We start from the raw sequence: 26,261 nt of genomic DNA on the forward strand, positions 1-26,261 counted from the left end.
ACCGGACACCTCCTGTCCGTCGGTACCGCACCTCACCTCGACGCTTGCCAGGTGTTTGACCCAGCCCGAGGAGATCCGAACCAGTCGGCGCTGTCACCATGAGCCTCCGCCGCCGCCTCCGGAGCCACCGCCCGCACCACCGCTGGAACCTCCGCCGCTATAGCCGCCGGAGGACGTGGAGTCGCCAGAACTGCTGCCGGTGTGAGACCTGGCGCCGTGTGCGGCGATCGGCATGTACATGGCGAGCTGCCAGCGGACGTGATCGTCGGGCACCGTCTGACGGGACGAGGACGAACGCGAACTGTCCGCCGCGCGCTCGGCTGCGGCCAGCCAGGCCCTGGTCTCGCCGAGGGCGACCGCCCATGCGGTGAGCAGGTCCTCGTCGCGGCCGTCCCATCGGTCGATACCGGCCAGATGGCGGCGATACGCCTCGACCTGGCACCACAGCTCCGAGCCATGGGTGGTGCGTGCCCTCAGTTCCCAGGCACGCAGCATCGCCGCGAGACCGGCACCTCCCAGTGCCGCGCCGACTGCCGTTGGTGTGCGCAAAGTCGTGCCCGGAGCCGCGATGTCCCCTGCCGTGACGATGAGGACGATCACCCCGGCGACTATGGCCAAGGCCCCGCAGACCAGAGCCGCTAGGCGCAGTTGCTCCCCGCCCCGTACCCACAGACCATCACCACCTGAGCGGCGCCAGCTCCGCAGACCACGGCGCAGCTTGGTCCATGCGTTGGAGAAATGCCGGTTGTACTTGCGGAGCGACACGTTCGGGTTCCCGGCGAAGAGGGCGCCGAGCACGTCCATCGTCAACTTGTCGGCGCCGCCCGGCTGTACTTCGGACCTGCGGAGCACTGGATGTGAAACCCCAGTGACACGCAGGTAGCCGTCCAGCCCGGCACCCAGCAGCCACCCGACGAGATGGTGCTTGCGTACTCGGTCCGTCAGCAGGATTCCGCCTCGGGCCGGGCCGATGCCGGCTGGTGGCACAGCGGACGGCTGAACGCTCCGGGCCAGACGGCCGATGTCCATCCGCCGGATCCGGCCGTCTGCTCCCTGGACGCGCTCACGTCCCGCCAGCCGCAGGAGCTCCGCGACCACCACCGCCGCCGCGAGCGCGATGCCGGTGACCCACAACCAGACCAGCAAGACACTGCCCCCGCGCTCGGCAGGCGCCGGACCGGTCGGCGGGTCGGGCAACCTGGCACCGCCGCCCCCTCCGGAGTCCGTGATCTGCCCGCACAGAGTCATGCCCTGTCCCTTGCCCAGACCGCCATGGGTGGCGTCAAGTTGACCCGGCAGAGGCTGCTCCATCGCCGCGCATGCATCGTCGGAACCAGACGATCCCGCAACACAAAGGACGGATTTCATGGCGTACGGCGCAGCGAGGTGGACTTGCACCTGCCCGATCGGTACCTCCCACTCAGTGCCGACGGCGTCCCATGCCAGCCATTCCCCGTCCCCCAGGCGCGGAAGGGTGTACTCGATTCGGTAGCGGTGCGTCCCGGTCACCGTCGCCGCCGGGTCGCCGATCACAATCCGCGCCCGACGGCCCTGGTCGACCCGGAACGGAACCTTCGCACCATCCATCGTGACGGAAACGTCGCGCAGGTCACCACGGGAGTCCTGCGGCACTGTCCGATAGATGCCGTGCTTGTTCTCGCCGGCGAAGTCGTAGTCGAGTACTTCGGTGATCCGGGCGGTCCCGTCGCCACGGATGTCCGCCGCGACCCACATCCGCGCGACGCGCTCTCCGTTCTGCCCGAGGACCGCGCACAGCTGGCCGACGAGACCGACCACGATCACACCTGCCAGCAGCAGAACGGCGTCCTGTTTCCTGCGTTTCGCGACTGGGCCGGCCATCGTCGTAGTTCCACTCCTGGGATCTCGGGTGCCCCCACGCGGGAGTCGTGATCCGCGGGCACCGAGGCTAGGGATCGCCACTGGCGCCGCACTGCCCGTACTGCGCCCGTACCGCTGGGTGGCCGTACTCGAGCGGTAGGGCGCGGGCCACGCTGCGCGCATGGCTTATCGGGTGGGGTGAGTTTCGTTTGTGGTGGTTGACGCCGGGTACCGGCCGAGTGGCTGGGGGCCTGGTGGTGTGTACATGATCAGGATCAGGGAGGCAGCGACATGGCCGGAACAGGTGCCGCGGGCAGGCTGGTGAAGGCGTGGGGAACCGGGGTCAAGGAATTGCCGCGGAACACGACGTGGTTGCTGTCGAAGGCGTTGACGCCGCTGGAAGCGACGAAGGACGCGGCCGGCAGCGCGACGCACGCAGCCGGAGGCGGGCTGGTGGACATCGCCCGCCAGGCCGGGGCTTCTGTCCTGGACGCGCTGCCCGTGGGTGACTCGATCGAACTGAAGCTGCAGCGAGCCAGAGCCGCGGCCGACGAGGCCCAGCAGGCCGAGGCAGCGGCAGTCCGCGAGGCCGAGGAGGCGAAGGCAAGGAGCGACGAAGCGCGTCAGGTCGCCGAGCGGTGCCGGGCGTACGTGCGTGAGGTCGAAGGGGAGCAGGCGCAGGAGGTCAGCGAGAAGGTCGCCGAGGCCCGCCGCGAGGCCGATGCGCGGGTCGAGCGGGCTCGTGCGTCGGCGCAGGCAGACGCCGACCGCGTGGTGCAACGGGCGAAGGCAGAGGCGGACGACCGGGTCGCGAAGGCTCGCGAGGAGGCAGAGGCGGCGCAGTCGAAGGCCAAGCAGACGATGGCCGACGCGACGGCCAGCCTTGCGGAGGCCAGGCGACTGGCCGACGAGGCCACGGAAGCGACGAAGGCGGCAGCCGAAGAAGCACACCGGCAGGCCGCGCAGCTCGCCGCGAACGCCAACCGCGAGGCCCAGAGCGCCGACGAACGGGTCCGCGAGGCCGAACAGGTCCGGTCCCGCGCCAGAGTCAGCGCACAGCGCAAGCGCGACGGGCGGGCTCAGACCACCGCCGACCTCAACGAGATGACCAAGACGGACCTGTTGAACCTCGCCACGGCTGAGGACGTCAAGGGCAGGTCGGCCATGAGCAAGCCCGAGCTGGTGACCGCCCTCAAACGCTCGTCCGGATCGAAGCGACGCTAATCAGAAGTGGAGACGACCATGGGACTGCTGCACAGGAAGAGCCGGTGGGAGCGGGTGGTCGAGCCGATCGCGACCAACGCGACGAACGCGATGCGCCGTAGTGCTGTGCGCAACAGCCTTGCCGCCGCTGCCGCGGCGATCGGCATGAGCGCTGCGAGCGCGGTGGTGTCGTCGCGGCGGCAGAAGGACAAGAAATGAAGCTGCGCAGTCTCGCGGTGTTCGGCGTGGGGTACGTGCTCGGAGCCAAGGCGGGACGTGAACGCTATGTACAGATTGTCGAAGCGCTCCAGGCGGCGTCGCAGCGGCTCGACGAGGCTCGCCGTCAACGCGGCAAGCCTTCCCGCGCCGGGAGCGGGAGCAACGGACTCGACAGCTATCTGGACGAGCACAGCCGGAACTAACACCCTCGCCGGCGGCGCTGTTGTACACACCTCACTGGTAGCCCGGCTGCTCGGACTGCGGATCCTGACCGTGGAGGGCACGATAGTGCTGTCACCGGTCTCGTACGGCGTCCCGCCGGCGGTCCCTCCCCGCACGACAGCCCGTACGACGGCCCAGACGACGACTCACACGACGGCCCAGCTGGATGCGAAAACTGCGTCCAAAGGAATAGGGGCAAGGCTCGGCCCGTCAGCGCGGTTGATCGACGAGAGCATCGATGACCTACGCGCACTGGACCACCACTGAACGAAGAGGGTCGTAGCCGGCGTGGCAAGTCGTCGGCGCCGCGAAAACCGTTGGCTGAAAGGCAAGCTGCTAGGTCAACTATTCCCGGTGGTCTGATGGGGTCCTCAGATCGGCCGTCGCGGGTTAGGGTGGCGTGGGGCCGCCCCTGGAACCTGTTGTTGACAAGGGTTTTCGCGCGTTCAAGGGGGCAACACCGTGGGGACGATCACCACCAGCGACGGCACCGAGATCTTCTACAAGGACTGGGGCGAGGGCCAGCCGATCGTGTTCAGTCATGGTTGGCCGCTGTCGGCCGACGACTGGGACACCCAGCTGCTGTTCTTCCTGCAGCACGGCTATCGCGTCATCGCTCACGACCGCCGCGGTCACGGCCGGTCCACCCAGACCGCCGACGGTCACGACATGGACCACTACGCCGATGACCTGGCCGCGGTCGTCGAACACCTCGACCTGCACGATGCGATCCACGTCGGCCATTCGACCGGCGGAGGCGAAGTCACGCACTACTTGGCCCGGCACGGCGAAAGCCGCGCCGCCAAGGCCGCACTGCTCTGCGCGGTGCCACCGCTGATGGTGAAGACCGACGCCAACCCGGACGGCCTGCCCAAGGAAGTCTTCGACGACCTGCAGGCACAGCTCGCGGCGAACCGCTCGGAGTTCTACCGAGCGCTGCCCTCCGGACCGTTCTATGGGTTCAACCGGCCGGGCGCGGAGTCGTCCGAGGCGGTCATCGCCAACTGGTGGCGCCAGGGCATGATGGGCGGCGCGAAGGCCCACTACGACGGCATCGTCGCCTTCTCCCAGACCGACTTCACCGAGGACCTGAAGAAGATCAGCATCCCGGTGCTGGTGATGCACAGCGAGGACGACCAGATCGTGCCGTACGTCGCCTCCGGCCCTCGATCGGCGGAGTTGCTGAAGAACGGGATCCTCAAGACCTACAAGGACCTCCCGCACGGCATGCCCACCACACACGCCGACGTCGTCAACGCCGACCTGCTGGAATTCATTCAGTCCTAGAGATCACCCGCACCACAAAGTACTTCGTCATGCCCAAACGCCCTCCCCCGGCGATGATCGCCTGACGAGAGGACGTGTCATGAGCAGGAACCGATTGCCCCGTACGTTGACCGTGCTGCTGGCGGTCTTGGCCGTCGTACTGACCGCGGTGACGCCCGCCGCGGCGTCGCACTCGGATAAGCCCAAGCCCACCGTCGTCCTGGTCCATGGTGCCTGGGCCGACGGATCCAGTTGGGCCAAGGTCACGAGCCGCCTCCAGTCGGAGGGTTACACCATCCGAGTGCCACCGAACCCACTGCGCCGCCTCGAGAGCGACGCCGCAACCATCAGGCTTTTCCTCTCCACACTGTCCGGGCCCGTTGTGCTGGTCGGTCACTCGTACGGCGGTGCCGTCATCACGAACGCGGCGACCGGCAATCCGAACGTCAAGGCGCTGGTGTACGTCGACGGGTTCGCCCCCGGACAGGGAGAGTCGATCTTCCCGCTGGCCGGCGCGGACTCCGCATTGGCCGTCCCCGACCCCACCACAGTCTTCGACTTCGTCCCCTACCCTGGTGGGCCTGCCGGTGACGTGGATCTGTACCTCAAGCGCGAGACCTTCCTGACGTCGTTCGCGTCCGGGGTGCCGCGCCGCGAGGCCGAACTCTTGTACCCGTCGCAGCGGCCGCTCACGTTGGCCGCCGGAAACGACGTGTCAGGTCCGCCGGCGTACGCCACGATCCCGTCCTGGTACGTGCTCGGCACCCGCGATCTCATCATCACGCCGACCGCGCAGGAGTTCATGGCCGAGCGCGCAGGCGCCAAGATCACCCGGGTCAAAGCCGGCCACCTCGTCCTGATCACCAACCCGAGCGCAGTCACCAAGGTCATCGAACGGGCCGCCCGAGCAACACGCTGACCCGAGCGGTCTGTGGAAAACCCGGCGACCGGATGGCGGTGGGTCGATTACCCTTCGGCGGGAGCGGAAGGGGCTGCCGATGGCTGCTGGGTATGCGATCCGGGCGTTGCGGGACGGGGATCCGGAGGTGATCTCGGCGGCGTTCACTGCCATCGGTTGGGACAAGCCGGTGCGTCAGTACGAGGCCTATCTGGCTGAGCAGCAGGCCGGCAAGCGCGATGTACTGGTGGCGACGGTCGACGACCAGTTCGTCGGCTACGTGACGGTGCGGTGGGAGTCGGCGTACTTCGGCGCGATCCCGGAGATCCAGGACTTCAACGTCCTCCCGCCGTACCGTCGCCGCGGGATCGGCAGCGGCCTGATGGACGCCGCCGAGTCCCGGGTCGCCGAACGGTCCGCGGTCGTCGGCATCGGCGTCGGTCTGTACGTCGACTACGGCACAGCCCAGCGCATGTACGTCCGCCGCGGCTACATCCCCGACGGCCGCGGCCTAATGTACGACAACCAGCCGGTCCCACCCGGCGAAACCGTCCGCAACGACGACGGAGCCAACCTGATGTTCACCAAGTCACTGCGCACCTGACAGCCCGGGCCGTAGCGACCCGGGCTGTCAGCACCTCCGTGAACTACGGGATGGAGGTGAGGTTGAAGGCGTAGCGGGCGGTGGAGTCGGCGATGGCGTCGGCGTTGACGTCCAAGGCCGTGAGGTTGGGGTTGGCGATGGTGTCGCAGGCCTGGTGGTAGCAGATGTCGTAGGCGACTCCCGCCGTACCGCCGAACAGGGCCGCTTCGGCCGCTGTCTTGATGCCTTCGGCGCCGGTGAAGATGCCGCCGGCGGGGATGCCGATCGCGATGAACGGGCCGTAGTCGGAGCGACCGTCGAAGTCGGTGCCGACGGTGGCCAGGTTGCGGCTGGTGAAGAAGCTCGCCAGCTGCTTCTCGATCTCCTCCGAGCCGGGCGGTCCGGCCGGTGCGCCCGTACCGTCGGAGTTGTCGCCGTCGTACAGCTTGTAGGCGTAGTTCGGCGAGGCGATCATGTCGAAGTTGAGGTACAGCCTGATCCGGTCCCGCTCGGCGGCGGTCAGGCCCTCGACGTACTGGTCGGACCCGAGCAGACCGATCTCTTCGGCGGCCCAGAAGGCGAACCGGACCTGGTTCTTCAGCGGGAAGTTCCCGATCTGAATCGCGGTCTCGAGGATGGCCGCCGTCCCCGAGCCGTTGTCGTTGATCCCTGGACCGGCGGGGACGCTGTCGAGGTGGGCACCGACCATGACGACGTTGTTCGGGTCGCCCTTGCGGGTTTCGCCGATCACGTTGTAGTCGGTTCCCAGCGTCAGCGTGGAGTCGACCTTGAGCCGGACGGTCGTGTTCGGGTTCGCGGCCAGCTCGTTGCCGATGGCGAAGCTGGCGAAGACCATCGGGACGCCGGCCCGCCACTCGCCGATGTCGAGCGGGAACGCGTCGGTTCGGCCCGGCTGACCCTCGTTGAAGATGATGATGCCGCCGGCGCCGGCGAACCCGGCGTTGCGCACCTTGGTGGCGAACGGGCAGGTGCCACGCTGGATGAGCGCGATGTTGCCGGCGTCGAACCCGGCGAAGTCGGACATCTCGCAGCCGCTCGTGGACGACGAGACCGGCGCCGGCGGCAGCGTCAGGTCGACACCCTGCACCAGGGCGGTCACGTCACCCGCGGGTGACGGCCGGAAGGTGAAGAACTCGGAGTTGCTGACGTAGGTCTTCGGTGTCGGTGTCACCTGGCTCAGGATGGGCGGGCTGTTCTCCACCCAGGCTTCGACGAAGTTGATCGGGTCGAGTGTGACCTTGTAGCCGGCCAGCTCCAACTGCTGAGCGACGTACTCGGCCGACAGGTCGTAGCCCTTGGTGCCGGCGGCGCGGTTACCGCCGTTCTGGCTGGCGATCGTCTGCAAAGCGACCATGTGCTTCTTGACGTTCTCTCCGGAGACCTTCTTGACCAGCAGCTTGGCGTACTCCTCTGCCGGAACGGCCGCGGCCGCGGCCGGGATCTGTTGGACGGCGACCAGAGCGAAGGCCGCGACGAGACTGACGGCGCCGACGGCGCCACGACGGAACACACGCATGGTTCCCCCCACAAGCGGATAGACCAGTTCCCCCAGGCCTCACGCTCTCGCAATGTAACCGAGCCGACAGCGGTCGGCCAGAGGTCAGCGTTCCGGAAGGGAATCGTCCGGAACCTGTTCTACCGTGAGGCTATGAGGTTCACCGACGGGTTGTCAGGGAAGCGGATCGAGCGGGTCGATCTGACGGGAACGTTCTTCCGCGCTGTGGATCTGCGGGACGCGCGGTTCGAACAGGTGGTCCTGACCGGAGCGAGGATGCGCGGCGTGGACCTCAGCACCGTGACGGTCGACGGCGACGTCGAGGGCCTGGTCATCAACGGAGTGGACGTCGCGCCGTTCGTGTACGCCGAACTGGACCGCCGCTATCCGGATCGGGTCAAGATGCGTCCGACCGATCCGGCGGGATTCCGTACGGCGTGGGACATCGTCGAACACCTGTGGGACGGGACGGTCGCGCGGGCCCGGGCGATGCGGCCGGAGCTCCTGCACGAGCGGGTCGACGGCGAGTGGTCGTTCATCGAGACGCTGCGCCACCTGGTGTTCGCGACCGACGCCTGGGTCGGGCGGGTGATCCTCGGCGATCCGCGGCCGTGGGACGCGCTCGACCTCCCGTTCGACGGGATGGGCGATGTCCCCGGCGTTCCGTGGGATCGCGCCGTACGCCCGTCACTCGACGAGGTCCTTGCCTTGCGCAAGGATCGGATGGCCGTGGTACGGCGGTACGTCGACGAGCTCACCGACGAGCAACTCGAGACCCACACCACCCCCGTCCCTGAACCCGGCTGGCCCGACTCTGTGAGCTACCCGGTCCGCGACTGCCTCCTCATGGTCCTCAACGAGGAATGGCAACACCGGCTGTACGCGGAACGCGACCTCGACATCCTCTCCGGCAACTAGAGCACGGCCAGGCGTTGCTGGTGGGCGGCTGCGCATCTGCAGGTTGGCGTGGTGCAGAGGAGGGCGGCTGGGTCGGCGAGGACGAGTTGGCGGGTGGCGGCCAGTACTGCGGTGACGGGGATCTTGCGGGCTCGGCAGTTGCTGATGGTGGTTTCCCGGGTTGCGGATCGCAGAGTGGGCTCGATCGTGTCGAATTCGTGGCTGTCGCCGGGAATGTTGGGGAACTCGGACCAGACGCGGTCCGCGGTCTTCGCGTAGCGGTAGAAGCGGGAGCGGCCGAGGAGTTGTTCGGCCAGGTGGATGGTGGTGTTGGTCGTGTGGTCGACACCTAGGAGGAGTACGTCGCCGTTCAGTCCGCCGAGTTCCTCGATCGGGCCCAGGGGCCAGTCGGGACGTTGGGCTGCCAGGAGTTGGTCGGCCGCGGGACCGACTGCGATGTAGGAGAACAGCGGGTGTGCGGTGCGTGCGGGGGTGCGTGTCAGGCGGAGTGTTTCGGGGATGCGGCCGAGTTCGCGGTCGATCGGGAGGTCCGGGCTGAAGGCGGTCGCTCGGGTGAGCTCTTCGTCGAAGGCCTCCCACGTCGGCGCGGGGTCGTAGGCGTTGTGCGGGCGGGCGGTTCCGGGCGGCGGGCCGATACCGGTGAAGTCCCACGTCCCGGCCGGCGCCAGCACGGTCCCGCAGGTGTCGGTCAGCGCGTCGCACACTGCTTCGGCGCCTCCGTCGACGTACCCGAAGGACTTCAACGACGAATGGACGATCACGCTGGACGACCGATCCAGCCCCAACTGTCTGAGCCCGTCGGCGATCTCCGCTGCGCTGACCATCGCAAAATGATCCCAGCTCGCCCGCGGTTTTCGCCTAGCATTTTCGCGATGACTGAGGACAAGCTCGACCGCTACCCGATTGGCGCACCCATCACCGAGCAGTTACACGCATGACGATCAGCGTGTCGCATGAGGTGGTTGCGGGTGCGCGGGCTGGACGCGTGATTCTGCTGAACGGCACGTCGAGTTCAGGAAAGTCGAGCATCGCGGCGGAACTGCTCACCGTGCTGGACGGCGCGTGGTTTCACCTGGGGATCGACGGGTTTCACCGGGTCCGCTCGCGGCGCGACTGGTCCGAGGAGGAGTTCCTCCCGATCTTCCAGCGGACCGTGCTCGGGTTCCACCGGGCCGTCGCCGGGATGGTGGCGGCCGGCAACGATGTGGTGATGGACTACGTCCTCGGCGAACGGTGGCGCCTCGCGGACTGTCTCTCCGTCCTCAGCGAACACCAGGTGCTGTTCGTCGGCGTCCGATGCTCGCTCCCCGAACTCCAACGACGCGAACGCGACCGCGGCAACCGAACGATCGGCCGAGCCGAGGCCCAGTTCCCACTCGTCCACCAGCACGGCGTGTACGACGTAGAGGTCGACACGGAGCAGCACACTCCGGCCGAGTGCGCGGCGCAGATCCGCGACCGCCTCCACGAAGGCCCGCCCACAGCCTTCACCCAACTACGCGCTCAATGACGGCAACCGATCGGACGCACTCAAGTTGCCATCAGCAACACGTCGATCGACCCGGCCGCGCCTCGTGCTGAGGGTCGGTTCGGGCTGTGCTGCCGATCTGGTTTGGCCCTGAGGGGTTGCGGCTGGGGAAGAAGAGGTTCACGGTCGTGGTGGGGGTGGTGGTGATGTTGCTGGTGGTCGGGGGTACCGGGGAGCTTGGTGGACGGGTCGTTCGGTTGTTGCTCGGGCAAGGGCATGAGGTGCGGTGCCTGGTCCGGGAGGGGTCGGATGGTGGGCGGCTCGAGGAGCTGGGGGCGAAGGTCGTTCGTGGGGATCTGACTGATCCGGCGAGTCTGGTCGAGGCGTGTCAGGGCATCGACACCGTGATCGCTACCGCGACGGTGATCGCGCGGCGGTTGGCCGGCGTACCGGGACCGTCGATTCGCGAGGCCGATGAGGTGGGGATGGGGTCGCTGGTGGACGCGGCGGAGACGGCCGGCGTACGGCGGTTCGTCTACCTCTCGTTCGCCGGTGTGGACGCCGCGCTCGGGACGCCCATCGGGAAGGCGAAGCTGGCCACGGAGCAACGGCTCGCACGGTCGGGTCTGCGGCGTGTCGTCGTCCGGCCGGATGCGTTCCAGGAGATCCATCTCGGGCCGCTGGGGCGGTTCGATATCGCTGCGGGCAAGGTGTCGGTGTTCGGGAAGGGTGACAACAAGGTGCGGTGGTTGAGCACCGATGATGCCGCGGCACTGGTGGCGGCGGTGGCGGTCGAGCCCGATCCGCCGGCGCTGGTCGTGTTCGGCGGGCCGGAGGCACTCAGCAGGAACGAGGCGATCGCGATCGCTGAGGACCTGACCCACCGCACGATGAAGGTGCAGCGGATGCCGCGGACGCTCGCCCGGCTCTCGGTCCGCATCCTCAACCACACCAACGACGGGCTCGCATCCGCGTTCGGCGTCGGTCTCCTCCAAGACCAGCACGCCATCACCTGGGACGACGAACCCTTACGCCAAAGGGGAATCACGCCTCGCTCAGCCACCGACTTCCTCCGCGACCAGGCAGGTCAACTGCCGTAGCCGCGTCGCGCCCGGTGCCGGTCATCTAGGCGCCGAGCCACGGGCAGCTTGCCTACCGAGCCTGAAACAGCCCTGACGCGCGATAGGCCTCGTACAACTCCAGCACCACTCGCGTTGGCGGATGGAGGTCGCGAGGCGGCTCGTCGAAGAAGGCGAGCTCCAGGACCTCGTCCGGGTCCGCCGTGAGTTCGCCGGTCCAGCGGCGGGCCTCGACGCACAGGGCGAAGCAGTGGAGGACGTCGCCGTTCGGGTAGGTGAGAGTGTGAAGATCCGCCTCGGACAGCGAAGCGAAGGGGACCAGGTCGTCCTCCGCCACCAGCAGCCCGGTCTCCTCGAGGAGCTCGCGTGCCGCCGTACTCCGGAAGCTCCCGCCCGGCTCGGCCGCTCCGGCGGGCAGCTCCCACAACCCGGAGTCCCGACTCCGTTGAAACAGCACCCGCTCGGCGTCGTCCACCACCAGGACCTGGGCGCCGGGCATCAGCAGCAGGCGGGAGCCGACCTGCTGCCGGATGTCCCACAGGTATGACCCCTCGTATGCCGTCATGGGTGGAAGTGTGGCCTAGGTTGGGGCGCGTGGAGAGGATCAGAAGGCGTGCGGGAACCCTGCTCGGGATCGCGCTCGTGTTGGGGCTGGCGTGGACAGTCGCGGTCACCACGTCGATGCCGAGCTGGTTCGATCCGGCCGAGGCGTGCGCGTTGCGGTTCGGTGGCGCCGACAGCGCGAACGTCGAGGTGCACACCGGCTGGTTCCCGCCCCAGGCGAGCTGCGACTTCGGCAGCGGCAACGTCCAGGACTTCATCTCGCCGGCGAAGTCCGCAGTCCTGTCCGTGGTCGGCGTACTGATCCTCATCGTCCTGATCACCGGCCTGATCCTGACCGTCCAGCGGCTGACCGGCGAACCGGGCGCACAGAAGACGGCGGACGATATCGACCTGGGAAAGCGGCGGATGAGCCAGCTGACCTTCGGCGCGCTGGATATGGCGGTCGTGGTCGCCGTTCTGACCGCGGCCAACGCGTTCGCGATCGTCCTCGGCGGTCTCCCCGGCGGGATCATGTTCGCCGTCGCGGCCATGGTCGGGTTGTCGGCGATGTCCGTCGTACTCGATCGGCACCTGGGCCCACTCCCGAGTACGGCGCTCGACAGCCGGCGACGAGGCACCGTCGCCGGACTGTCCGTCTTCGGGGTGATCTTCGCGGCGACCGCGGCCGCCGGGCAGCTGCCATTCTTCCGGCTCTGGTCGGTACCGCTGGCCGCGATCACGTACGCCGTCGTCGCCGCCGCCCAGTGGTCCCGCCTACCCCACAACAAACGGGACCACCAGACGTCGCCTCACTCAGTCGGCTGATTTCTCCGGCCAGCCGGGGAGGATGTTCTGGTTGAGGTGGAACACGTTCTCGGGGTCGTACTCGCACTTGACCCGCGACAGCCGGTCGTAGTTCTCCTGCCCGAACCCGGCGATCACCCGGTCCTGGCCCTCGTTGCCGATGAAGTTCAGGTACACGTACCCGGTCGCCCACTCCTTCAGGTCGGTGCACAGGTCCCGCGACCACTGCCGCCCGCGCGCGTCGTCGGCCGGGTCCGACCACAGCCCGAACGGGTGCACCACCCACGCGGCCCGTCGGTGCGGCAGCGGCCACTTGTCAGCGCCGCGCAGGACCTCCCCGCCCCACGGGAGGGCGATCTGCTGCGACGGTGACGGCGACGGCATCTCCATCGCCCGCTCGTTGAACACCTGTACGGCGGGGTCAGGGAACGAGGACAGATGCTCGGCCGACCAGTAGTTGCGATGCCCCGGCGGATCGTCCAGCGCCGAGTTCAGATCGGCGTACGGCATCTCCGCGACGAACTCACCAACCGGATCGAGCGCGAACATCGCCGCGAACGCATCCCGCGCTTCCGCCTCGGGACCGGCGTACACCGCACCGGCGGCCACCACCAGCTGCCCTTGCAGATGCTCGGGTACGAACGGCTCCGGCGGCCCGGTCAGGTAGATCACGCCACCACCGAGGTTCTCGGACACGCCCTCCTCGATCATGTCCCGGTACGCGCGGACCACGGCAGGACCAGCCTCGGCGGGCCACATCAGCATCGCCAGCGTGCTCGTCGGCACGTCCTCCAACCGGAACGTCAGCGACGTCGCCACCCCGAAGTTGCCGCCACCGCCGTGCAGCGCCCAGAACAGCTCGGTGTTCTTCGTCTCGTCCGCGATCAGCAGCCGGCCGTCCGCGGTGACGAGTTCGACCGAGATCAGGTTGTCGCAGGCCAGCCCGAACTTCCGCTCCAGCCACCCCGATCCGCCACCGAGAGTCAGTCCCGCGACCCCGGTCGTCGACACCCGGCCGCCGGTGGTGGCCAGACCGTACGGCTGGCAGGCGCGGTCGAAGTCGCCCCACGTCGCACCGCCGCCGACCCGGGCGATCCGCCCTGCCGGGTCCACCTGGACGCTGTTCATCCGGCGCAGGTCCACCACCAGACCGCCGTCGGTCACGCCGGCCCCGGCAACGCTGTGGCCGCCTCCCCGGACGGCGACCTCCAGCTCCCGCGCGACGCCGTACTTCACCGCCGCCACCACGTCGGCCGCCGACTCGCACTGCGCGATCATCGTCGGCCGCTTGTCGATCATCGCGTTGAAAACCGTTCGGGCCTCGTCGTACGCCGCATCTCCCGCCTGCAGCACGACTCCCCCGAAACCTTCCGGTCTCGCCCCTGCCGGCCGTTCGATCGTGTCGGACATGGTCCAACTCCCCCTTGATGGTGTCGGCGCTCCCCACCTGACACGCCGATCCTGCGCCGACCGCCCGGGCCGGTCAACGGCTCGACTCCTTACCCGCCGATGACGTGATCCCTCTGTCTACCAACGGTCCCCGATCGATCACGGCTCGGAGCCGTCCCCGAGGCACTAGGCTGGAGCCCATGGATGCGGCGGTGATCGGTGGACCCGGCCAGGTGCTGACCGAGGACGAGGTGACGAGCTTCATCGGCGACTCCCTCAGCGGTGCCGGGCTGGAGGGCCGCAGCGTCTGCGTGATCGTCCCGGACGCCACCCGCAGCTGCCCGCTGCCGCTGCTGCTGACGGCGGTGCACCAAGCCCTCGACGGCCGGGTCAGCAAGCTCACCATCTTGGTTGCCCTGGGCACCCACGCGGAGATGACGCCGGACCAGCTGCGCACGCACCTCGGCGGCGAGTACGACGGCGTGCTCAACCACGAGTGGTGGAAACCCGACACCTTCGCCGATCTCGGCACGATCAGCGCGGACCGGATCGGTGAGATCTCCGACGAGATGCTGCGCGACGAAGTACCGGTGAAACTCAACCGGGCCGTGGTCGAGCACGATGTGGCGCTGGTCGTCGGCCCGGTGTTCCCGCACGAGGTGGTCGGCTTCTCAGGCGGCAACAAGTACTTCTTCCCGGGCGTGGCCGGTCAGGAGGTCATCGACTTCTCCCACTGGCTCGGCGCCCTGATCACCAGCGCGAGCATCATCGGTACGCCGGGCATCACTCCAGTCCGGGCCTTGATCGACGAGGCCGCCGCGCTGATCCCGGCGCAGAAGCTCGCCCTGTCGGTGGTCGCACAGTCGGGCACGAACGCCCTGCACGCGGTGGCTTTCGGCGACACGATCTCGTCCTGGCGCGCCGCCGCCGAGGTCTCCGCGCAGACCCACGTCCGCTACCTCGATCACCCGGTCCATCGGGTCGTGTCGGTGATGCCGACCAGGTACCAGGACATCTGGACGGCGGCCAAGGGCTTCTACAAGGTCGAGCCGATCGTCGCCGACGGCGGCGAAGTCATCCTCTACGCGCCGCACGTCACTGAGCTCGCCGCGATGCACCCGGAGATCGAGGAGATCGGCTACCACTGCCGCGACTACTTCCTCGGTCAGTGGGAGAAGTTCCGCGACCTGCACTGGGGCGTCCTCGCGCACTCCACCCACCTCCGCGGCGCCGGCACCTGGGACCCCGCGACCGGTGAGCACCTCCGCGTCCACGTCACCCTCGCGACCGGCATTCCCGAGGACGTCGTACGCCGGGCCAACCTGGCCTACCTGGATCCGGCCGACGTCGACCTGACGGCGTACGAGAACGACCCCGACACTCTCGTGATCCCGAACGCCGGCGAGATCCTCCACCGCCTGAAGCACTAGCCCGCGAGTGTGACCCGCCGGTAACCTCGGCTGCTATGACAGAGGCCGAGGTCGTCATCGTGGGGTCCGGGTTCGCCGGGTTGTGCATGGGGATCAAGTTGCGGCAGGCCGGGTGCGAGAACTTCGTCATCCTGGAGAAGGCCGGCGAACTCGGCGGCACCTGGCGGGACAACACCTATCCCGGCTGCGCCTGCGACATCCCGTCGTACCTCTACTCGTTCTCGTTCGAGCAGAACCCGCGCTGGACCCGGATGTTCGCGCCCTGGAACGAGATCCTTGCCTACCTCAAGCACTGTGCGGACAAGTACGGCGTCGCCGGCAAGATCCGGTACGGCGCCGAGGTCACCGAAGCCGTCTTCGACGAGGCGACCGGCCAGTGGACCGTCACGGTCAACGGGTCCGAGACCATCGAGACCCAGGCCCTGGTCGCCGGCGTCGGCAGCCTGCACCAGCCCAAACTGCCGGACATCCCGGGCCTCGACTCCTTCGCCGGTACGACGTTCCACTCGGCGCAATGGGATCACTCGCAGGACCTGCGGGGGCGGAACGTGGCGGTCATCGGCACAGGCGCCTCGGCGATCCAGTTCGTGCCGCGGATCGCCCCGGACGTCGGGCAACTGGACGTGTACCAGCGGACGCCACCGTGGGTCATGTCCAAGCCGGACCGTGCGATCGGCCCGTGGGAACGCCGACTGCACGAGCGGTTCCCGGCCGGGCAACGCACCATCCGCAACGCGATCTACTGGGGTCTTGAGGGTCGCGGCGTCGGATTCGCGGGCAACCCGAAGCTGATGAAAGGCCTTGAACTACAGGCGAAACGGCATCTTCACAAGCAGGTCACCGATCCCGAGCTGCGGGCCAGGCTGACGCCGGCGTACCAGATCGGCTGCAAGCGGATCCTTTACTCCAACGACTACTACCCAGCGCTGTCCCGCCCGAACGTGGATGTCGTCACCACCCCGATCACCCGGATCACACCGACCGGTGTGGTCACCTCGGACGGGGTCGAGCGGCCCTGCGACACGATCGTGCTCGGCACCGGGTTCGAGGTGTCGGCCAACCTGACCCGGATGCCGATCCTGGGCAAGGACGGCGTCGATCTGACCGACCACTGGAAGCGCAACGGCATCGGCGCCCACCTCGGCATCACGGTCGCCGGCTACCCGAACCTGTTCCTGCTGGTCGGCCCGAACACCCTCCTCGGCCACTCGTCGATGGTCTTCATGATCGAGGCCCAGGTCCGCTACGTCATGCAGGCCCTGCACCTGCTCCGCCGGCGCGGAGCGTCGTACGTCGAGGTCCGCGAGGACGCCCAGGAACGGTTCGTCGGCGGCATCCAGGGCGAGCTGGACGGCACCGTCTGGCAGTCCGGGTGCAACAGCTGGTACCTGGACGCCCAGGGCCGGAACTCGACCATCTGGCCCGAGTTCACGGTGTCCTACTGGCGCCGTACCCGCCGGCTGGATCCGGCTGATTTCGTGCTGGTCCACTAGGGGTTACCCGCACTCCTGAAGTAGGAGTGCGGGCGTCTCGGTGTACGACCTTGGGATGAAGGCAAGACCGGTCCTCGGGCCGATGTCCGGACGCGCCCACTGAAGGATTCTTGAGGTATGGAAATCCTTCAGCTCGCCGGAGCGGCGGCCATCGTGATCGGCATCGTGGTCATGGTCCTGCTCGCCATCGTGCCCTCGGTCGTAGACCGATAAGTCTCAGCCGCGGCCAGCCGCGGCTGAGTCAGTCGACGGACAGGTGGACCAGCAGGTCCTGCCGGGTCAGAACGCCCACCGGCTTACCGTCGTCCAGCACCATCAGGGCGTCCCGATCCTCGAGCAACTGGACCGCCTTGGTGACCGGTTCGCCGGCGCCCAGCGACGGCAGCGCCGGGTCCATGTGCAGCTCGACCATGTCGGCCAGCCGCGCCTTCCCGGAGTACAGGGCGTCCATCAACGTCCGCGACGACACCGCGCCGGCCACCTCGGCCGCCATCACCGGCGGCTCCGCCCGGACCACGGGCATCTGCGAGACGCCGTACTCCCGCAGGATGGCGACCGCCTCGGCGATCGTCTCGTGCGGATGGGTGTGGACGAGCGGCGGCATACCGCCGTCCTTGCTCGCCAGGATGTCGCCGAGCGTCGTCCCCTGCCGGGAATCGGCGAGGAAGCCGTACTGCGCCAGCCAGTCGTCGTTGAAGACCTTGGTCAGGTAGCCGCGGCCGCCGTCCGGGAGCAGTACGACGATGACGGCCTCGGGATCGTCGAGTTCGTGGGCCAGGCGGATCGCGGCCGCGGCCGCCATCCCGGCCGAACCGCCGACCAGCATGGCCTCCTCGCGGGCCAGCCGCCGGGTCAGCGCGAACGAGTCCGCGTCCGACACCTCGATGATGCGGTCGCAGATGTTCCGGTCGTACGTGTCCGGCCAGAAGTCCTCGCCGACACCCTCGACCAGGTACGGCCGGCCGGTACCGCCGGAGTACACCGAGCCCTCCGGGTCGGCGCCGATGATCTGCACCCGGCCGCCGGAGACCTCCTTGAGGTACTTGCCGGTGCCGGTGACCGTGCCGCCGGTGCCGACACCCGCGACGAAGTGGGTGATCCGGCCCTCGGTCTGCTCCCAGAGCTCGGGGCCGGTGGTCTCGTAGTGCGAGCGCGGGTTGTTCTGGTTGGCGTACTGGTTCGGCTTCCAGGCGCCGTCGATCTCGCGGACCAGACGGTCGGAGACGTTGTAGTACGAGTCCGGGTGCTCCGGTGCCACCGCCGTGGGGCAGACCACGACCTCGGCGCCGTACGCCTTGAGCACGTTGCGCTTGTCCTCACTGACCTTGTCCGGGCAGACGAAGACGCACTTGTAGCCCTTCTGCTGGGCCACCATCGCCAGCCCGACACCGGTGTTGCCGGAGGTCGGCTCGACGATCGTGCCACCCGGCTTGAGGTCGCCGGAGGCCTCGGCCGCCTCGATCATCCGGACCGCGATCCGGTCCTTCACCGAGCCGCCGGGGTTGAAGTACTCGACTTTCGCGAGCACCAGCGGCTTGGCGCCGTCGGTCGTCTTCGACAGCCGCACCAACGGGGTGTTGCCGACCAGGTCCAGGAGAGATTCTGCGTAACGCACACCTTCACTGTAGTGCGGTCTCTGTCTGGGAAAGTCTGGGCGTGCCGATTCCCCTATTTCACTTGCGCGGGTGTCACAGCGTGTAATCCTGGACTCATGAGTGACCAGGGCGGTGGGGCGGGAAAAGTATCAAGCAGGGCCCGGGCCGCGAAGCGTCTGGCCCAGGCCGCCGCCCTCGGGGGCGGTGGACTCGGACTCATCGGTGCCACGTTGTACGGCGTACTGACGGCTGAAGCCGAGTACGCCAAACGCGTGATCGGACCGATCCGTTACTACCCGACTCCGGGCGACGGCCTGTTCGGCCGGTATCCAGGACGTCCGATCACCTTCGCCATGCTCGGCGACTCCAGTGCCGCCGGTTACGGCACCGATTCGCCGAACGAGACCCCCGGCGTACTGCTCGCCTCCGGCCTCACCGAGCTGGCCAAGCGCCCGGTGCGGCTGGTCGACGTGTCGAAGACCGGAGCCAAGTCGACCGATCTGGCCGCGCAGGTGGATGCCGCCCTGCAGGCCGGGCCACACGTCGCGGTCATCCTGATCGGCGTCAACGACGTCAAGGCGAAAATGCCGCCGTCAACCTCGGTGCAACTACTCTCGGCCGCGGTCCGCAGGTTGCGGGCCGCGCACTGTGAGGTGGTGGTGGGAACCTGTCCGGACCTCGGTGTGGTCCGGCCGATCATGCCGCCGTTGCGGCAGGTCGCCCGGTCCTGGAGCCATCGGCTGGCCGCCGCTCAGACCATCGCAGTGGTCGAGGCAGGCGGCCGAACTGTGTCCCTCGGCTCGCTGCTCGGCGAGGTGTTCCGGACCAACCCGACGATGTGGGGGCGGGACAACTTCCACCCGTCGGCCACCGGGTACGCCGCCGCATCCGCCGCGCTGCTGCCGTCGGTCGCGGCCGCGGTCGGGGTCGGGCCGGAGTCGTTCGTGCATCCGGAATCGTTTCGGGGCGAGGCGATCCTGCCGATCGCGGAGGCCGCCGCACAGGCTGCCCGGACGGCCGGCACCGAGGTCGCGGCGACCGAGGTCGCCGGGCGCGAACGCGGTCCGCGGGGTCGCTGGGCGGAACTGCGGCATCGGCGCCGGCACCCGAAGGCCGACGTCGACCGGGTCGACGAGGACTCGGCGCCAGTTCCTGTTGGGCAATAGCGCGTCCGCTGAGCGGCGATCTTCATACTGTGAGCTGGCGTTTTGATGAAGTCACTCTTGCCTAGCGGCGGCTGCGTGGTGCACAGTCGATAACTACGCGGTACCCCGATGACGGGAGGCGAAGATGGGCTTGAACCACTCCGAGGAGACGCACCAGCGTCTGGTGGAGAAGGTGCCCAGGTGCACCGGACGCGAGATGACCGAGTGGTTCCAGCTGATGAACGACGGACCGTCGTTCCTGCGCTTCGACGACAGAGTGAGATGGCTTTCCAGCGAGTACGCCCTCGCGCACGGGCACGCAACCGCCATCGTCCACGAGTACGACCTGGTCAGAGCGCACCGGCGAATGGGCTGACGAGCCGAACAGGAGTCTGAGAACACCGAAGACCTGCCCTTTCAGGTGGAAGGGCGGGTCTTCTTGTTGTCAGCCCGGGATTCCTCGAGAACCCTCCGAGAATGCCGAAGGGCCGGTCCACCTGGGCCGGCCCTTCGGGTTGTGCGTCTGGGGTCAGTCGCCACCGCGGAGGATGGCGAGGATGCGGAGCAGGTTCCAGTACAGCCAGACCAGGGTGACGGTCAGGCCGAACGCGGCCCGCCAGGCCTCGGCCTGCGGGGCACCGTGCTTGACGCCCTGCTCGATCATGTCGAAGTCGAGGATCAGGTTGAACACCGCCAGACCGGCACCGAGCGCGGCGAACAGCAGGCCCATCGCGCCGAAGCCGCCGATCCCGGAGTTGAAGCCGAACAGGCTGGCGACGAAGTTGATCAGGATCACGCCGGCGAAGCCCATCGTGGCGATGATGACCATCTTGGTGAACCGCGGCGTCACCTTGATCGCGAAGTACTTGTACGTCGCGAGCGTCAGACCGGCTGTGACCATCGTCGCCAGCACGGCCTGCACGATGATGCCGGAGTCACCGACCCATCGCGCGATGAACTCGCTGCCGATCCCGAGGAACACACCTTCGGCGGCGGCGTACACCATCACCAGCGCGGGGCTGACCTTACGGGAGAAGGACAGCACCATGCCGAGCGCGAACGCCAGCAAGGCACCAGCCAGGAACGCTGGGGTGACCAGGGTTTCCGGAACCATGTACCAGGCGAGCGCGGCGAAGACCACGACGACGGCCAGTGTGGCGGCGGTGCGGACGATGACATCGTCCATAGTCATGGGGCGGCTTCCGGCCGGCGCGCCTTGGTACTGCTGGGGCGGCGTACCGGGTCCGCCGTACTGGCCGGGCTGGCCGTAGGGACCCGGCTGACCGTACGGAGCTGCCCCCGGATAGGCCTGGCCTTGGCCAGGCGCGAACGCACTCGACCGGTTCAGCACCGGGTTACTGCTCTGCATTGTCATCCTCCTGGTGACCCACATCCGGGGCCGTAAAGAGATACTACGGTCACACCCTTAACAACGTCTGAGAATCACACCCCTGTTCCCCAACCGCAACCACCCTCTCGGCAAACGGTTGCACAAGCCAATCGCCTGCCGATCGGACGGCCCGGCGCGCCTCCGCAGGCCAGCTCGAGGGTCAGAGGTGGGGATGCAGGGCATCCCGGGAGGAGAGCGCGGCGCCGACCTGGTCGGCCAGGGCTACCGCGACCTTGCGCTGCTCGAGGTCGGGGCGGCCCTCACGTGCTCGATCAGATCGTCCGTGGATCCGCCGTTCGCGACCGCCTGCGACGTGGTGATCACGCCATCCAGGTATCCACGATGCCGCGACGCCCGGGCTTGTTGCCTCCGGCCCCAGATCTCCGGGAGGCCACGGACGGCGAGGTCGGCGCGTAGAAAACCCGTGGAGGATTGCGGGCGGGCTGCGTAGTTTGGCCAGTCATGGCAGAGCCGTACCGAATCCGCCCCGCAACCGCCGAAGACGTCGGCTTCCTCGCGGACGTCTCGCTGGCGACGGCCCAGGGGCGCCTTCCGGCCGACTTCGACGAGGTGGAGTGGCGGGCCGGGTTCTCCGACTGGACGATCGAAACGCTCGCCATGACCTCTGTCATCGAGCTGTCCGACGAACGCGTCGGCCGGCTGCGCATCCGCCGTACCCCCGAATCCATCGAGCTCTGCGGCATCCAGCTCCTGCCCGAGATGCAGAACCGCGGCATCGGTACGGCGGTCATCCGGGGTCTCCAGGCCGAGGCGGCGACAACCGGCGTACCGCTCGATCTTGGGGTCGAGAAGGACAATCCGAACGCCCGCCGGCTGTACGACCGCCTTGGGTTCGCGAAGATCGGCGAGTCGGACACCGAGCACAAACTTCGCTGGCTCGATCAGAAGGGGACTGCTGTGAACGACGACCTATGGGGTGCGGACACCGCGCGGCGCTACGACACACCTGGCGTCGGGATGTTCGCACCCGAGGTGTTGGGGCCGACGGTGGACCGGCTGGCTGCGCTTGCTGGTGAGGGCCGGGCGCTCGAGTTCGCGATCGGCACCGGGCGCGTCGGCGTACCGCTGTCCGAACGCGTATCCGTCACCGGCATCGAGCTGTCCACGGCGATGATCGATCAGCTCCGCACGAAGGTCGACGAGGAGACAATCCCTGTCGTCATCGGAGACATGGCCACCACGCAGGTTTCCGGTGAGTTCACCCTCGTCTACCTGGTCTTCAACACGATCTCCAACCTGCTGACGCAGGCTGAGCAGGTCGAATGCTTCCGCAACGCGGCCCGCCACCTCACCCCTGGCGGCCACTTCGTGATCGAACTCTGGGTCCCCGAACTCCGCCGCCTCCCACCCGGCCTCCCGGCCACCGTCGGCGTCGCCGATCCCGGCTACATCCTCCTGGACACGTACGACGTCCTGAACCAGCACGTCGTCTCCCACCACTTCCACTTCGACGAGGACGGCGGCACCGAAGCCCACCTGGCCCGCACCCCCCACCGCTACATCTGGCCCGCCGAACTGGACCTGATGGCCCAACTAGCCGGCTTCACCCTCGAATCCCGCCACGCCGACTGGTCAGGCGCCCAATTCACCGCCAACTCCCCCTCCCACATCTCGACCTACCGCCTGAACCCCTGACCCGCAGTCAGGTCACGAGGGCACGGCGGCTTGCTTCGCGGACGATGCGATCGGCGGTTTGATCGGGGGTAAGGGTCGCGGTGTCGAACCACCAGCCGACGTCGCCGAGCTCGCGTTTCATCTGGGCGTCAAGGGCTTCGTAGCCGTCGAAGTCGAACCGTTCACGTGGATCCCTGATGGTGTTGCGGTATTGGCAGACGTCGGCGCCCGGCGTGAGGACAACGAACAAGACCCGGCGAGGCGCGAGGAGCTCGAGGAAGAAGTCCAGCTTCTCGCGGGAGGGGATCATCGCGTCGATCAGGGGTGTGAATCCGGCGTCGGAGAAGTTGTTCGCCAGCGCGCACAGATTGCGGTGCAACAGCTCCACTTGCCGCGCTGCTTCGTCGGCGGGCTCGCCCAGGGCCCACACGAAACCGCTGACAATCATCCGGTTCAGCTCGTCGCCGTCGAGCCGAGCGGAACGTGCCAGCCGCTGGGCGACCAGCCTGGTCACGGTCGACTTTCCGGCCCCAGGCATCCCCGTCACAAGCAGACAGTCCGGTCCTCCAACACTGCTCATGACCGGCATCGTGTCAGCGTGCCCACAGGTCGGCAATCGTGTTTCCAGACGATCCTCAGTGAGAAGCGTGGCAGGCTGCTGTCCCATGATCGATGACTCCGCGAAGGCCTATCTGCACAATTACCTGCAACATCTCCGCGAGGCGATGCTCGCGAAGGTCGATGGGCTCTCCGAGTACGACGCCCGCCGCCCGCTGACCACTACTGGGACCAACCTCCTGGGCTTGATCAAGCACCTGGCGACCTGGGAAGCCAGGTACTTCGGCGAGGTCTTCGACCGACCCTTTCCCGAACCCTTGCCCCGCTGGGATGTCGAAGCCGAGCGCCTCGCCGACATGTGGGCGACCGAGCACGAGTCCCGCACGGACATCGTCGACCGATACCGGCGAGTGTGGGCCCACAGCGACGCGACGATCAAAGCCCTCGCCATCGATGCCCCTGGCCACGTGGCGTGGTGGCCTCGCCCCGACGTGAAGCTGTTCGGCGTCCTGGTCCACATGCTCGCCGAGACCAGTCGGCACGCCGGCCACGCCGACATCCTTCGCGAAGAGCTCGACGGAGCAGTCGGAACAGACGCCGAAAGCATGGCCCTGCAAGAACACGACCCGACCTTCTGGGCGGAGCGCCGCGCGACCATCGAGCACGCCGCCAGAGCAGCCGACCCAGCCAACGCTTGACGGTTACGTGAGGTGCGACACGCGATGTCACAGTCGCGAGGGCTGCGGGGTCGTATGGATGACCGCGGATTGCGGCCGCATGGAGGATGACTGAGGAGGGTGGAGCCATGCACCGCCCATGGAGCAACCTGCGAGCACGGGTATTCCCCGACCATTGGTCGCTGCTGTTCGGCCAGATCGCCTTCTACAGCTTCGTTGTGATCGTGCTCAGCGGCGTGGTCCTGACGGTGTACTACGAACCGTCGGTCGATCCCGTCGTGTACGACGGACCGTACGCACCGCTGCACGGCGTGGAGATGTCGCGGGCACTGGATTCGACCATGGCGATCACCTTCGAGGTCCGCGGTGGGCTGCTGATACGCCAGGTCCATCACTGGGCCACGCTGATCATGGTGGCGGCGATCACGCTGCACTTGTTGCGGCTGTTCTTCACCGCCGGGTTCCGTCGGCCACGGCGCCTGAACTGGCTCGTTGTCTTCGGGCTGCTCATCGTCATGCTGGCCGCAAGTCTCACCGGCACCTCACTCCCTGACGATATGGCGTCCGGCACGAGCCTCGCCGTACTCGACGGTGTCCTGCAGGCGACTCCGCTCGTAGGCACTGCCCTTTCGGCCCTGCTGTTCGGGGGAGAGTTCCCGGGCGATGTGCTCTCGTGGTTCTACCCGTTGCACATCGTCGTCCTGCCTGCCGTACTTGTCGGCCTCTTCATTGTCGGCGCGGTCCTTGCGCTCCGGCACAAGCCCGCGCAGCTCGCAGGACCCGGGCGAACCGAAGACAACGTGGTGGGACGTCCGGCGACTGTCGCCGCGGTCAAGGGTGTTGGCCTGCTCGGCATCGTCGCGGGGGTTGCGATCCTCATGGGCGCGACGGCGACCATCAACCCGGTGTGGCTGTACGGCCCCGCGGATCCGGCGAACGCCTCGGCCGGTGTCGGCCCGGCGTGGTATCTCGCCTTCCTGGACGGCTCACTTCGGCTGGCGCCAGGCTGGGAATTCGTCTGGTGGGGCAAGACTTTCAGCTTGGCGGTACTGCTGCCGGTCACGGTCTGCACGCTGTTCCTCGCGCTCGTGGCCGTCCACCCGTTCATCGAAGAGCGGCTGACCGGCGACCGGAGGCATCACCATCTCCTCGAGCATCCACGCAACAACCCGACCCGAACCGGCATCGGCCTCGCCGGTGTCACCTTCTACGGCATCCTGTGGGCCGCAGCCGGCGCCGACACCATCGCCGTGCTGTTCCACCTGTCGGTCAACTCACTCCTGCACGTCTTCCAGGTCCTCGTGATCCTGGGCCCGCCCGCAGCACTGGTGATCACCCGTCGCATCTGCTTTGGGCTGCAGGAACGGGATGCGCGGATCGCGATGCTCGGCGTCGAGACCGGCCGGGTAGTCCGGCGGGCGGACGGCGGGTACGTCGAGCAGCACCGTCCAGTCGACGTATATCGGCGCTGGCGGCTCGTGGGTTCAGCCGCGGAGACCCGCGCGTCGACCACGCAGACCATCCCCGCGACGAGGGACATCGAGCACGAAGGTGCTGAATGACACCTATCAGGAGCCTGCTCAGGGTGCAGTTCTTGTAGTTAGTGCCAGGACGGGATTCGAACCCGTACGCCTTTCGGCCGCGTCCGAACCACCCCGTACCAGAGTGAACTGCGACCGCCGATTCAACCGTGGGCCGCTGGTATCGAGTTGCTAGGGTGGCCCGCCAGAAGGCACGCAGACGTCGGGGTCGAGGCGCCGCGGCAGCGACGAATGGAGGATCGGGACGCGATGTTCCTGCTTCAGATGTCGGGCGTTCCAGGTTCTGGGAAGTCGACCGTGGCCGCCCACGTCGTCGAGACGTGTCGTGCGGTTGCCGTTGACTACGACGTCATCAAGTCCGCTGTTCTCGACGCGGGCTTCGACCTCGCCACGAGTACCAAAGCGGCGTACGAGGTGATGTACGCCCAGGCGCGTCATGTGCTAGCTCAAGGGCATCCCGTAGTCATGGACAGCCCGTGTTTCTGGCCGAGGATCCTGGCCGAGGGCATGGAAATCGCCAGGCAGCACGATGCGAGCTACAGATATATCGAGTGCCAGGTTCGTGATCTGAAGGTCCTCGACGAGAGGCTTGCTCGGCGGCCGAGGCTGAGGACCCACCGTCGCGGCGTGAACTGTCCGCCAGTCGACCTCGGTGACGAGCTGGTGGACGGCGAGGCGCTGTTCCGCGATTCGATGGACCGCGTTCAACGTCCCTCGGGCAACTACCTCCAGTTGGACATGCACCGACCGCTGTCCGAAGTGCTGCCCGAGGTCGACGTCTATCTGAAGCCATAGGCTGAAATGCGTCGACACCCATCCGCCAGGTGATCTGCGACAGCCGAAGGCACGG

The 26,261-nt window shown here is 67.7% G+C and carries 26 protein-coding genes; 18 read left to right on the plus strand and 8 right to left on the minus strand.

The window, feature by feature from the left end:
• Nucleotides 1-93 precede the first annotated feature (93 nt).
• Complete coding sequence (locus EV652_RS07785) at nucleotides 94-1,860, minus strand: DUF2207 domain-containing protein (RefSeq protein ID WP_158441111.1); 1,767 nt, start codon at nucleotides 1,858-1,860, stop codon at nucleotides 94-96.
• A 270-nt stretch (nucleotides 1,861-2,130) separates the two neighbouring features.
• Between EV652_RS07785 and EV652_RS07790 the strand changes: the two genes are divergently transcribed.
• The 6 genes from EV652_RS07790 to EV652_RS07815 all read left to right on the plus strand — a co-directional run bounded on the left by EV652_RS07790 (nucleotide 2,131) and on the right by EV652_RS07815 (nucleotide 6,251).
• Nucleotides 2,131-3,063, plus strand: coding sequence for a hypothetical protein (locus EV652_RS07790; protein ID WP_132208303.1), 933 nt, complete (start codon nucleotides 2,131-2,133; stop codon nucleotides 3,061-3,063).
• Nucleotides 3,064-3,081: 18 nt separating this feature from the next.
• Complete coding sequence (locus EV652_RS07795; RefSeq protein WP_132208304.1) at nucleotides 3,082-3,261, plus strand: hypothetical protein; 180 nt, start codon at nucleotides 3,082-3,084, stop codon at nucleotides 3,259-3,261.
• Nucleotides 3,258-3,464: a hypothetical protein gene (locus EV652_RS07800; RefSeq protein WP_132208305.1), complete on the plus strand. Its 207-nt coding sequence runs from the start codon at nucleotides 3,258-3,260 to the stop codon at nucleotides 3,462-3,464. The genes EV652_RS07795 and EV652_RS07800 overlap by 4 nt, the downstream gene beginning before the upstream one ends.
• 481 nt (nucleotides 3,465-3,945) lie before the next feature.
• Nucleotides 3,946-4,770: an alpha/beta fold hydrolase gene (locus EV652_RS07805; protein ID WP_132208306.1), complete on the plus strand. Its 825-nt coding sequence runs from the start codon at nucleotides 3,946-3,948 to the stop codon at nucleotides 4,768-4,770.
• 79 nt (nucleotides 4,771-4,849) lie between these two features.
• Nucleotides 4,850-5,668 (plus strand): alpha/beta fold hydrolase, encoded by an 819-nt coding sequence (locus tag EV652_RS07810; RefSeq protein ID WP_132208307.1) that lies wholly within the window; start codon nucleotides 4,850-4,852, stop codon nucleotides 5,666-5,668.
• 79 nt (nucleotides 5,669-5,747) lie between these two features.
• On the plus strand, nucleotides 5,748-6,251 hold the full coding sequence (locus EV652_RS07815) for a GNAT family N-acetyltransferase (protein WP_132208308.1): 504 nt from the start codon (nucleotides 5,748-5,750) through the stop codon (nucleotides 6,249-6,251).
• Nucleotides 6,252-6,294: 43 nt separating this feature from the next.
• Here EV652_RS07815 and EV652_RS07820 read toward each other — a convergent pair whose 3' ends face one another.
• Nucleotides 6,295-7,767 (minus strand): M28 family metallopeptidase, encoded by a 1,473-nt coding sequence (locus tag EV652_RS07820; protein ID WP_132208309.1) that lies wholly within the window; start codon nucleotides 7,765-7,767, stop codon nucleotides 6,295-6,297.
• A gap of 132 nt (nucleotides 7,768-7,899) precedes the next feature.
• On the opposite strand from EV652_RS07820, the gene EV652_RS07825 reads away from it, so the two are divergent.
• Nucleotides 7,900-8,664, plus strand: a complete 765-nt coding sequence (locus EV652_RS07825) for a DinB family protein (protein ID WP_132208310.1) — start codon at nucleotides 7,900-7,902, stop codon at nucleotides 8,662-8,664.
• Here the strand turns inward: EV652_RS07825 and EV652_RS07830 are convergent.
• On the minus strand, nucleotides 8,661-9,488 hold the full coding sequence (locus EV652_RS07830) for an AAC(3) family N-acetyltransferase (RefSeq protein ID WP_132208311.1): 828 nt from the start codon (nucleotides 9,486-9,488) through the stop codon (nucleotides 8,661-8,663). The genes EV652_RS07825 and EV652_RS07830 overlap by 4 nt on opposite strands.
• A gap of 110 nt (nucleotides 9,489-9,598) precedes the next feature.
• Between EV652_RS07830 and EV652_RS07835 the strand changes: the two genes are divergently transcribed.
• Both EV652_RS07835 and EV652_RS07840 read left to right on the plus strand, forming a co-directional pair.
• Nucleotides 9,599-10,174, plus strand: coding sequence for a chloramphenicol phosphotransferase CPT family protein (locus EV652_RS07835; protein ID WP_132208312.1), 576 nt, complete (start codon nucleotides 9,599-9,601; stop codon nucleotides 10,172-10,174).
• Nucleotides 10,175-10,320: 146 nt separating this feature from the next.
• The gene (locus tag EV652_RS07840) at nucleotides 10,321-11,232 is read left to right on the plus strand and encodes an SDR family oxidoreductase (RefSeq protein WP_132208313.1); all 912 of its coding nucleotides are present in this window, start codon (nucleotides 10,321-10,323) and stop codon (nucleotides 11,230-11,232) included.
• 52 nt (nucleotides 11,233-11,284) lie between these two features.
• Here EV652_RS07840 and EV652_RS07845 read toward each other — a convergent pair whose 3' ends face one another.
• Nucleotides 11,285-11,776, minus strand: a complete 492-nt coding sequence (locus tag EV652_RS07845; RefSeq protein ID WP_132208314.1) for an NUDIX domain-containing protein — start codon at nucleotides 11,774-11,776, stop codon at nucleotides 11,285-11,287.
• Nucleotides 11,777-11,805: 29 nt separating this feature from the next.
• Here EV652_RS07845 and EV652_RS07850 point away from each other — a divergent pair, with 29 nt between their 5' ends.
• Nucleotides 11,806-12,579 carry a hypothetical protein gene (locus EV652_RS07850; RefSeq protein WP_132208315.1) on the plus strand — a complete coding sequence of 258 codons (774 nt, stop codon included), beginning with the start codon at nucleotides 11,806-11,808 and terminating at the stop codon, nucleotides 12,577-12,579.
• Here EV652_RS07850 and EV652_RS07855 read toward each other — a convergent pair.
• Nucleotides 12,568-13,968: an FAD-binding oxidoreductase gene (locus EV652_RS07855; RefSeq protein ID WP_132208316.1), complete on the minus strand. Its 1,401-nt coding sequence runs from the start codon at nucleotides 13,966-13,968 to the stop codon at nucleotides 12,568-12,570. The genes EV652_RS07850 and EV652_RS07855 overlap by 12 nt on opposite strands.
• Before the next feature lie 179 nt (nucleotides 13,969-14,147).
• Here EV652_RS07855 and EV652_RS07860 point away from each other — a divergent pair, with 179 nt between their 5' ends.
• Nucleotides 14,148-15,377, plus strand: a complete 1,230-nt coding sequence (locus EV652_RS07860; protein WP_132208317.1) for a lactate racemase domain-containing protein — start codon at nucleotides 14,148-14,150, stop codon at nucleotides 15,375-15,377.
• A 35-nt stretch (nucleotides 15,378-15,412) separates the two neighbouring features.
• A complete protein-coding gene (locus EV652_RS07865; RefSeq protein WP_132208318.1) occupies nucleotides 15,413-16,870 on the plus strand; it encodes a flavin-containing monooxygenase in 1,458 nt (485 codons plus the stop codon).
• 241 nt (nucleotides 16,871-17,111) lie between these two features.
• On the opposite strand, the gene EV652_RS07870 is transcribed toward EV652_RS07865, so the two are convergent.
• Nucleotides 17,112-18,485 (minus strand): cystathionine beta-synthase, encoded by a 1,374-nt coding sequence (locus tag EV652_RS07870; RefSeq protein WP_132208319.1) that lies wholly within the window; start codon nucleotides 18,483-18,485, stop codon nucleotides 17,112-17,114.
• A 96-nt stretch (nucleotides 18,486-18,581) separates the two neighbouring features.
• On the opposite strand from EV652_RS07870, the gene EV652_RS07875 reads away from it, so the two are divergent.
• Nucleotides 18,582-19,631, plus strand: a complete 1,050-nt coding sequence (locus tag EV652_RS07875; protein ID WP_132208320.1) for an SGNH/GDSL hydrolase family protein — start codon at nucleotides 18,582-18,584, stop codon at nucleotides 19,629-19,631.
• 124 nt (nucleotides 19,632-19,755) lie between these two features.
• Nucleotides 19,756-19,986 carry a DUF4287 domain-containing protein gene (locus EV652_RS07880; RefSeq protein ID WP_132148165.1) on the plus strand — a complete coding sequence of 77 codons (231 nt, stop codon included), beginning with the start codon at nucleotides 19,756-19,758 and terminating at the stop codon, nucleotides 19,984-19,986.
• Between the two features lie 153 nt (nucleotides 19,987-20,139).
• Here EV652_RS07880 and EV652_RS07885 read toward each other — a convergent pair whose 3' ends face one another.
• Nucleotides 20,140-20,979, minus strand: a complete 840-nt coding sequence (locus tag EV652_RS07885) for a Bax inhibitor-1/YccA family protein (RefSeq protein WP_132208321.1) — start codon at nucleotides 20,977-20,979, stop codon at nucleotides 20,140-20,142.
• Between the two features lie 483 nt (nucleotides 20,980-21,462).
• On the opposite strand from EV652_RS07885, the gene EV652_RS07890 reads away from it, so the two are divergent.
• Nucleotides 21,463-22,656 (plus strand): bifunctional GNAT family N-acetyltransferase/class I SAM-dependent methyltransferase, encoded by a 1,194-nt coding sequence (locus EV652_RS07890; RefSeq protein WP_132208322.1) that lies wholly within the window; start codon nucleotides 21,463-21,465, stop codon nucleotides 22,654-22,656.
• Nucleotides 22,657-22,663: 7 nt separating this feature from the next.
• Here EV652_RS07890 and EV652_RS07895 read toward each other — a convergent pair whose 3' ends face one another.
• Nucleotides 22,664-23,215 (minus strand): AAA family ATPase, encoded by a 552-nt coding sequence (locus EV652_RS07895; RefSeq protein WP_132208323.1) that lies wholly within the window; start codon nucleotides 23,213-23,215, stop codon nucleotides 22,664-22,666.
• An 85-nt stretch (nucleotides 23,216-23,300) separates the two neighbouring features.
• Between EV652_RS07895 and EV652_RS07900 the strand changes: the two genes are divergently transcribed.
• From EV652_RS07900 to EV652_RS07910, 3 genes are all read left to right on the plus strand, one after another.
• The gene (locus EV652_RS07900) at nucleotides 23,301-23,891 is read left to right on the plus strand and encodes a DinB family protein (RefSeq protein WP_132208324.1); all 591 of its coding nucleotides are present in this window, start codon (nucleotides 23,301-23,303) and stop codon (nucleotides 23,889-23,891) included.
• Nucleotides 23,892-23,998: 107 nt separating this feature from the next.
• Nucleotides 23,999-25,432 carry a cytochrome bc1 complex cytochrome b subunit gene (gene qcrB, locus EV652_RS07905; RefSeq protein WP_132208325.1) on the plus strand — a complete coding sequence of 478 codons (1,434 nt, stop codon included), beginning with the start codon at nucleotides 23,999-24,001 and terminating at the stop codon, nucleotides 25,430-25,432.
• 210 nt (nucleotides 25,433-25,642) lie between these two features.
• Nucleotides 25,643-26,206 (plus strand): P-loop nucleotide/nucleoside kinase family protein, encoded by a 564-nt coding sequence (locus EV652_RS07910; RefSeq protein ID WP_132208326.1) that lies wholly within the window; start codon nucleotides 25,643-25,645, stop codon nucleotides 26,204-26,206.
• The last annotated feature ends 55 nt before the right edge of the window (nucleotides 26,207-26,261 follow it).

The organism is Kribbella steppae (genome assembly GCF_004342025.1).
In the GTDB taxonomy this organism is placed as follows: Bacteria; Actinomycetota; Actinomycetes; order Propionibacteriales; family Kribbellaceae; genus Kribbella; species Kribbella steppae.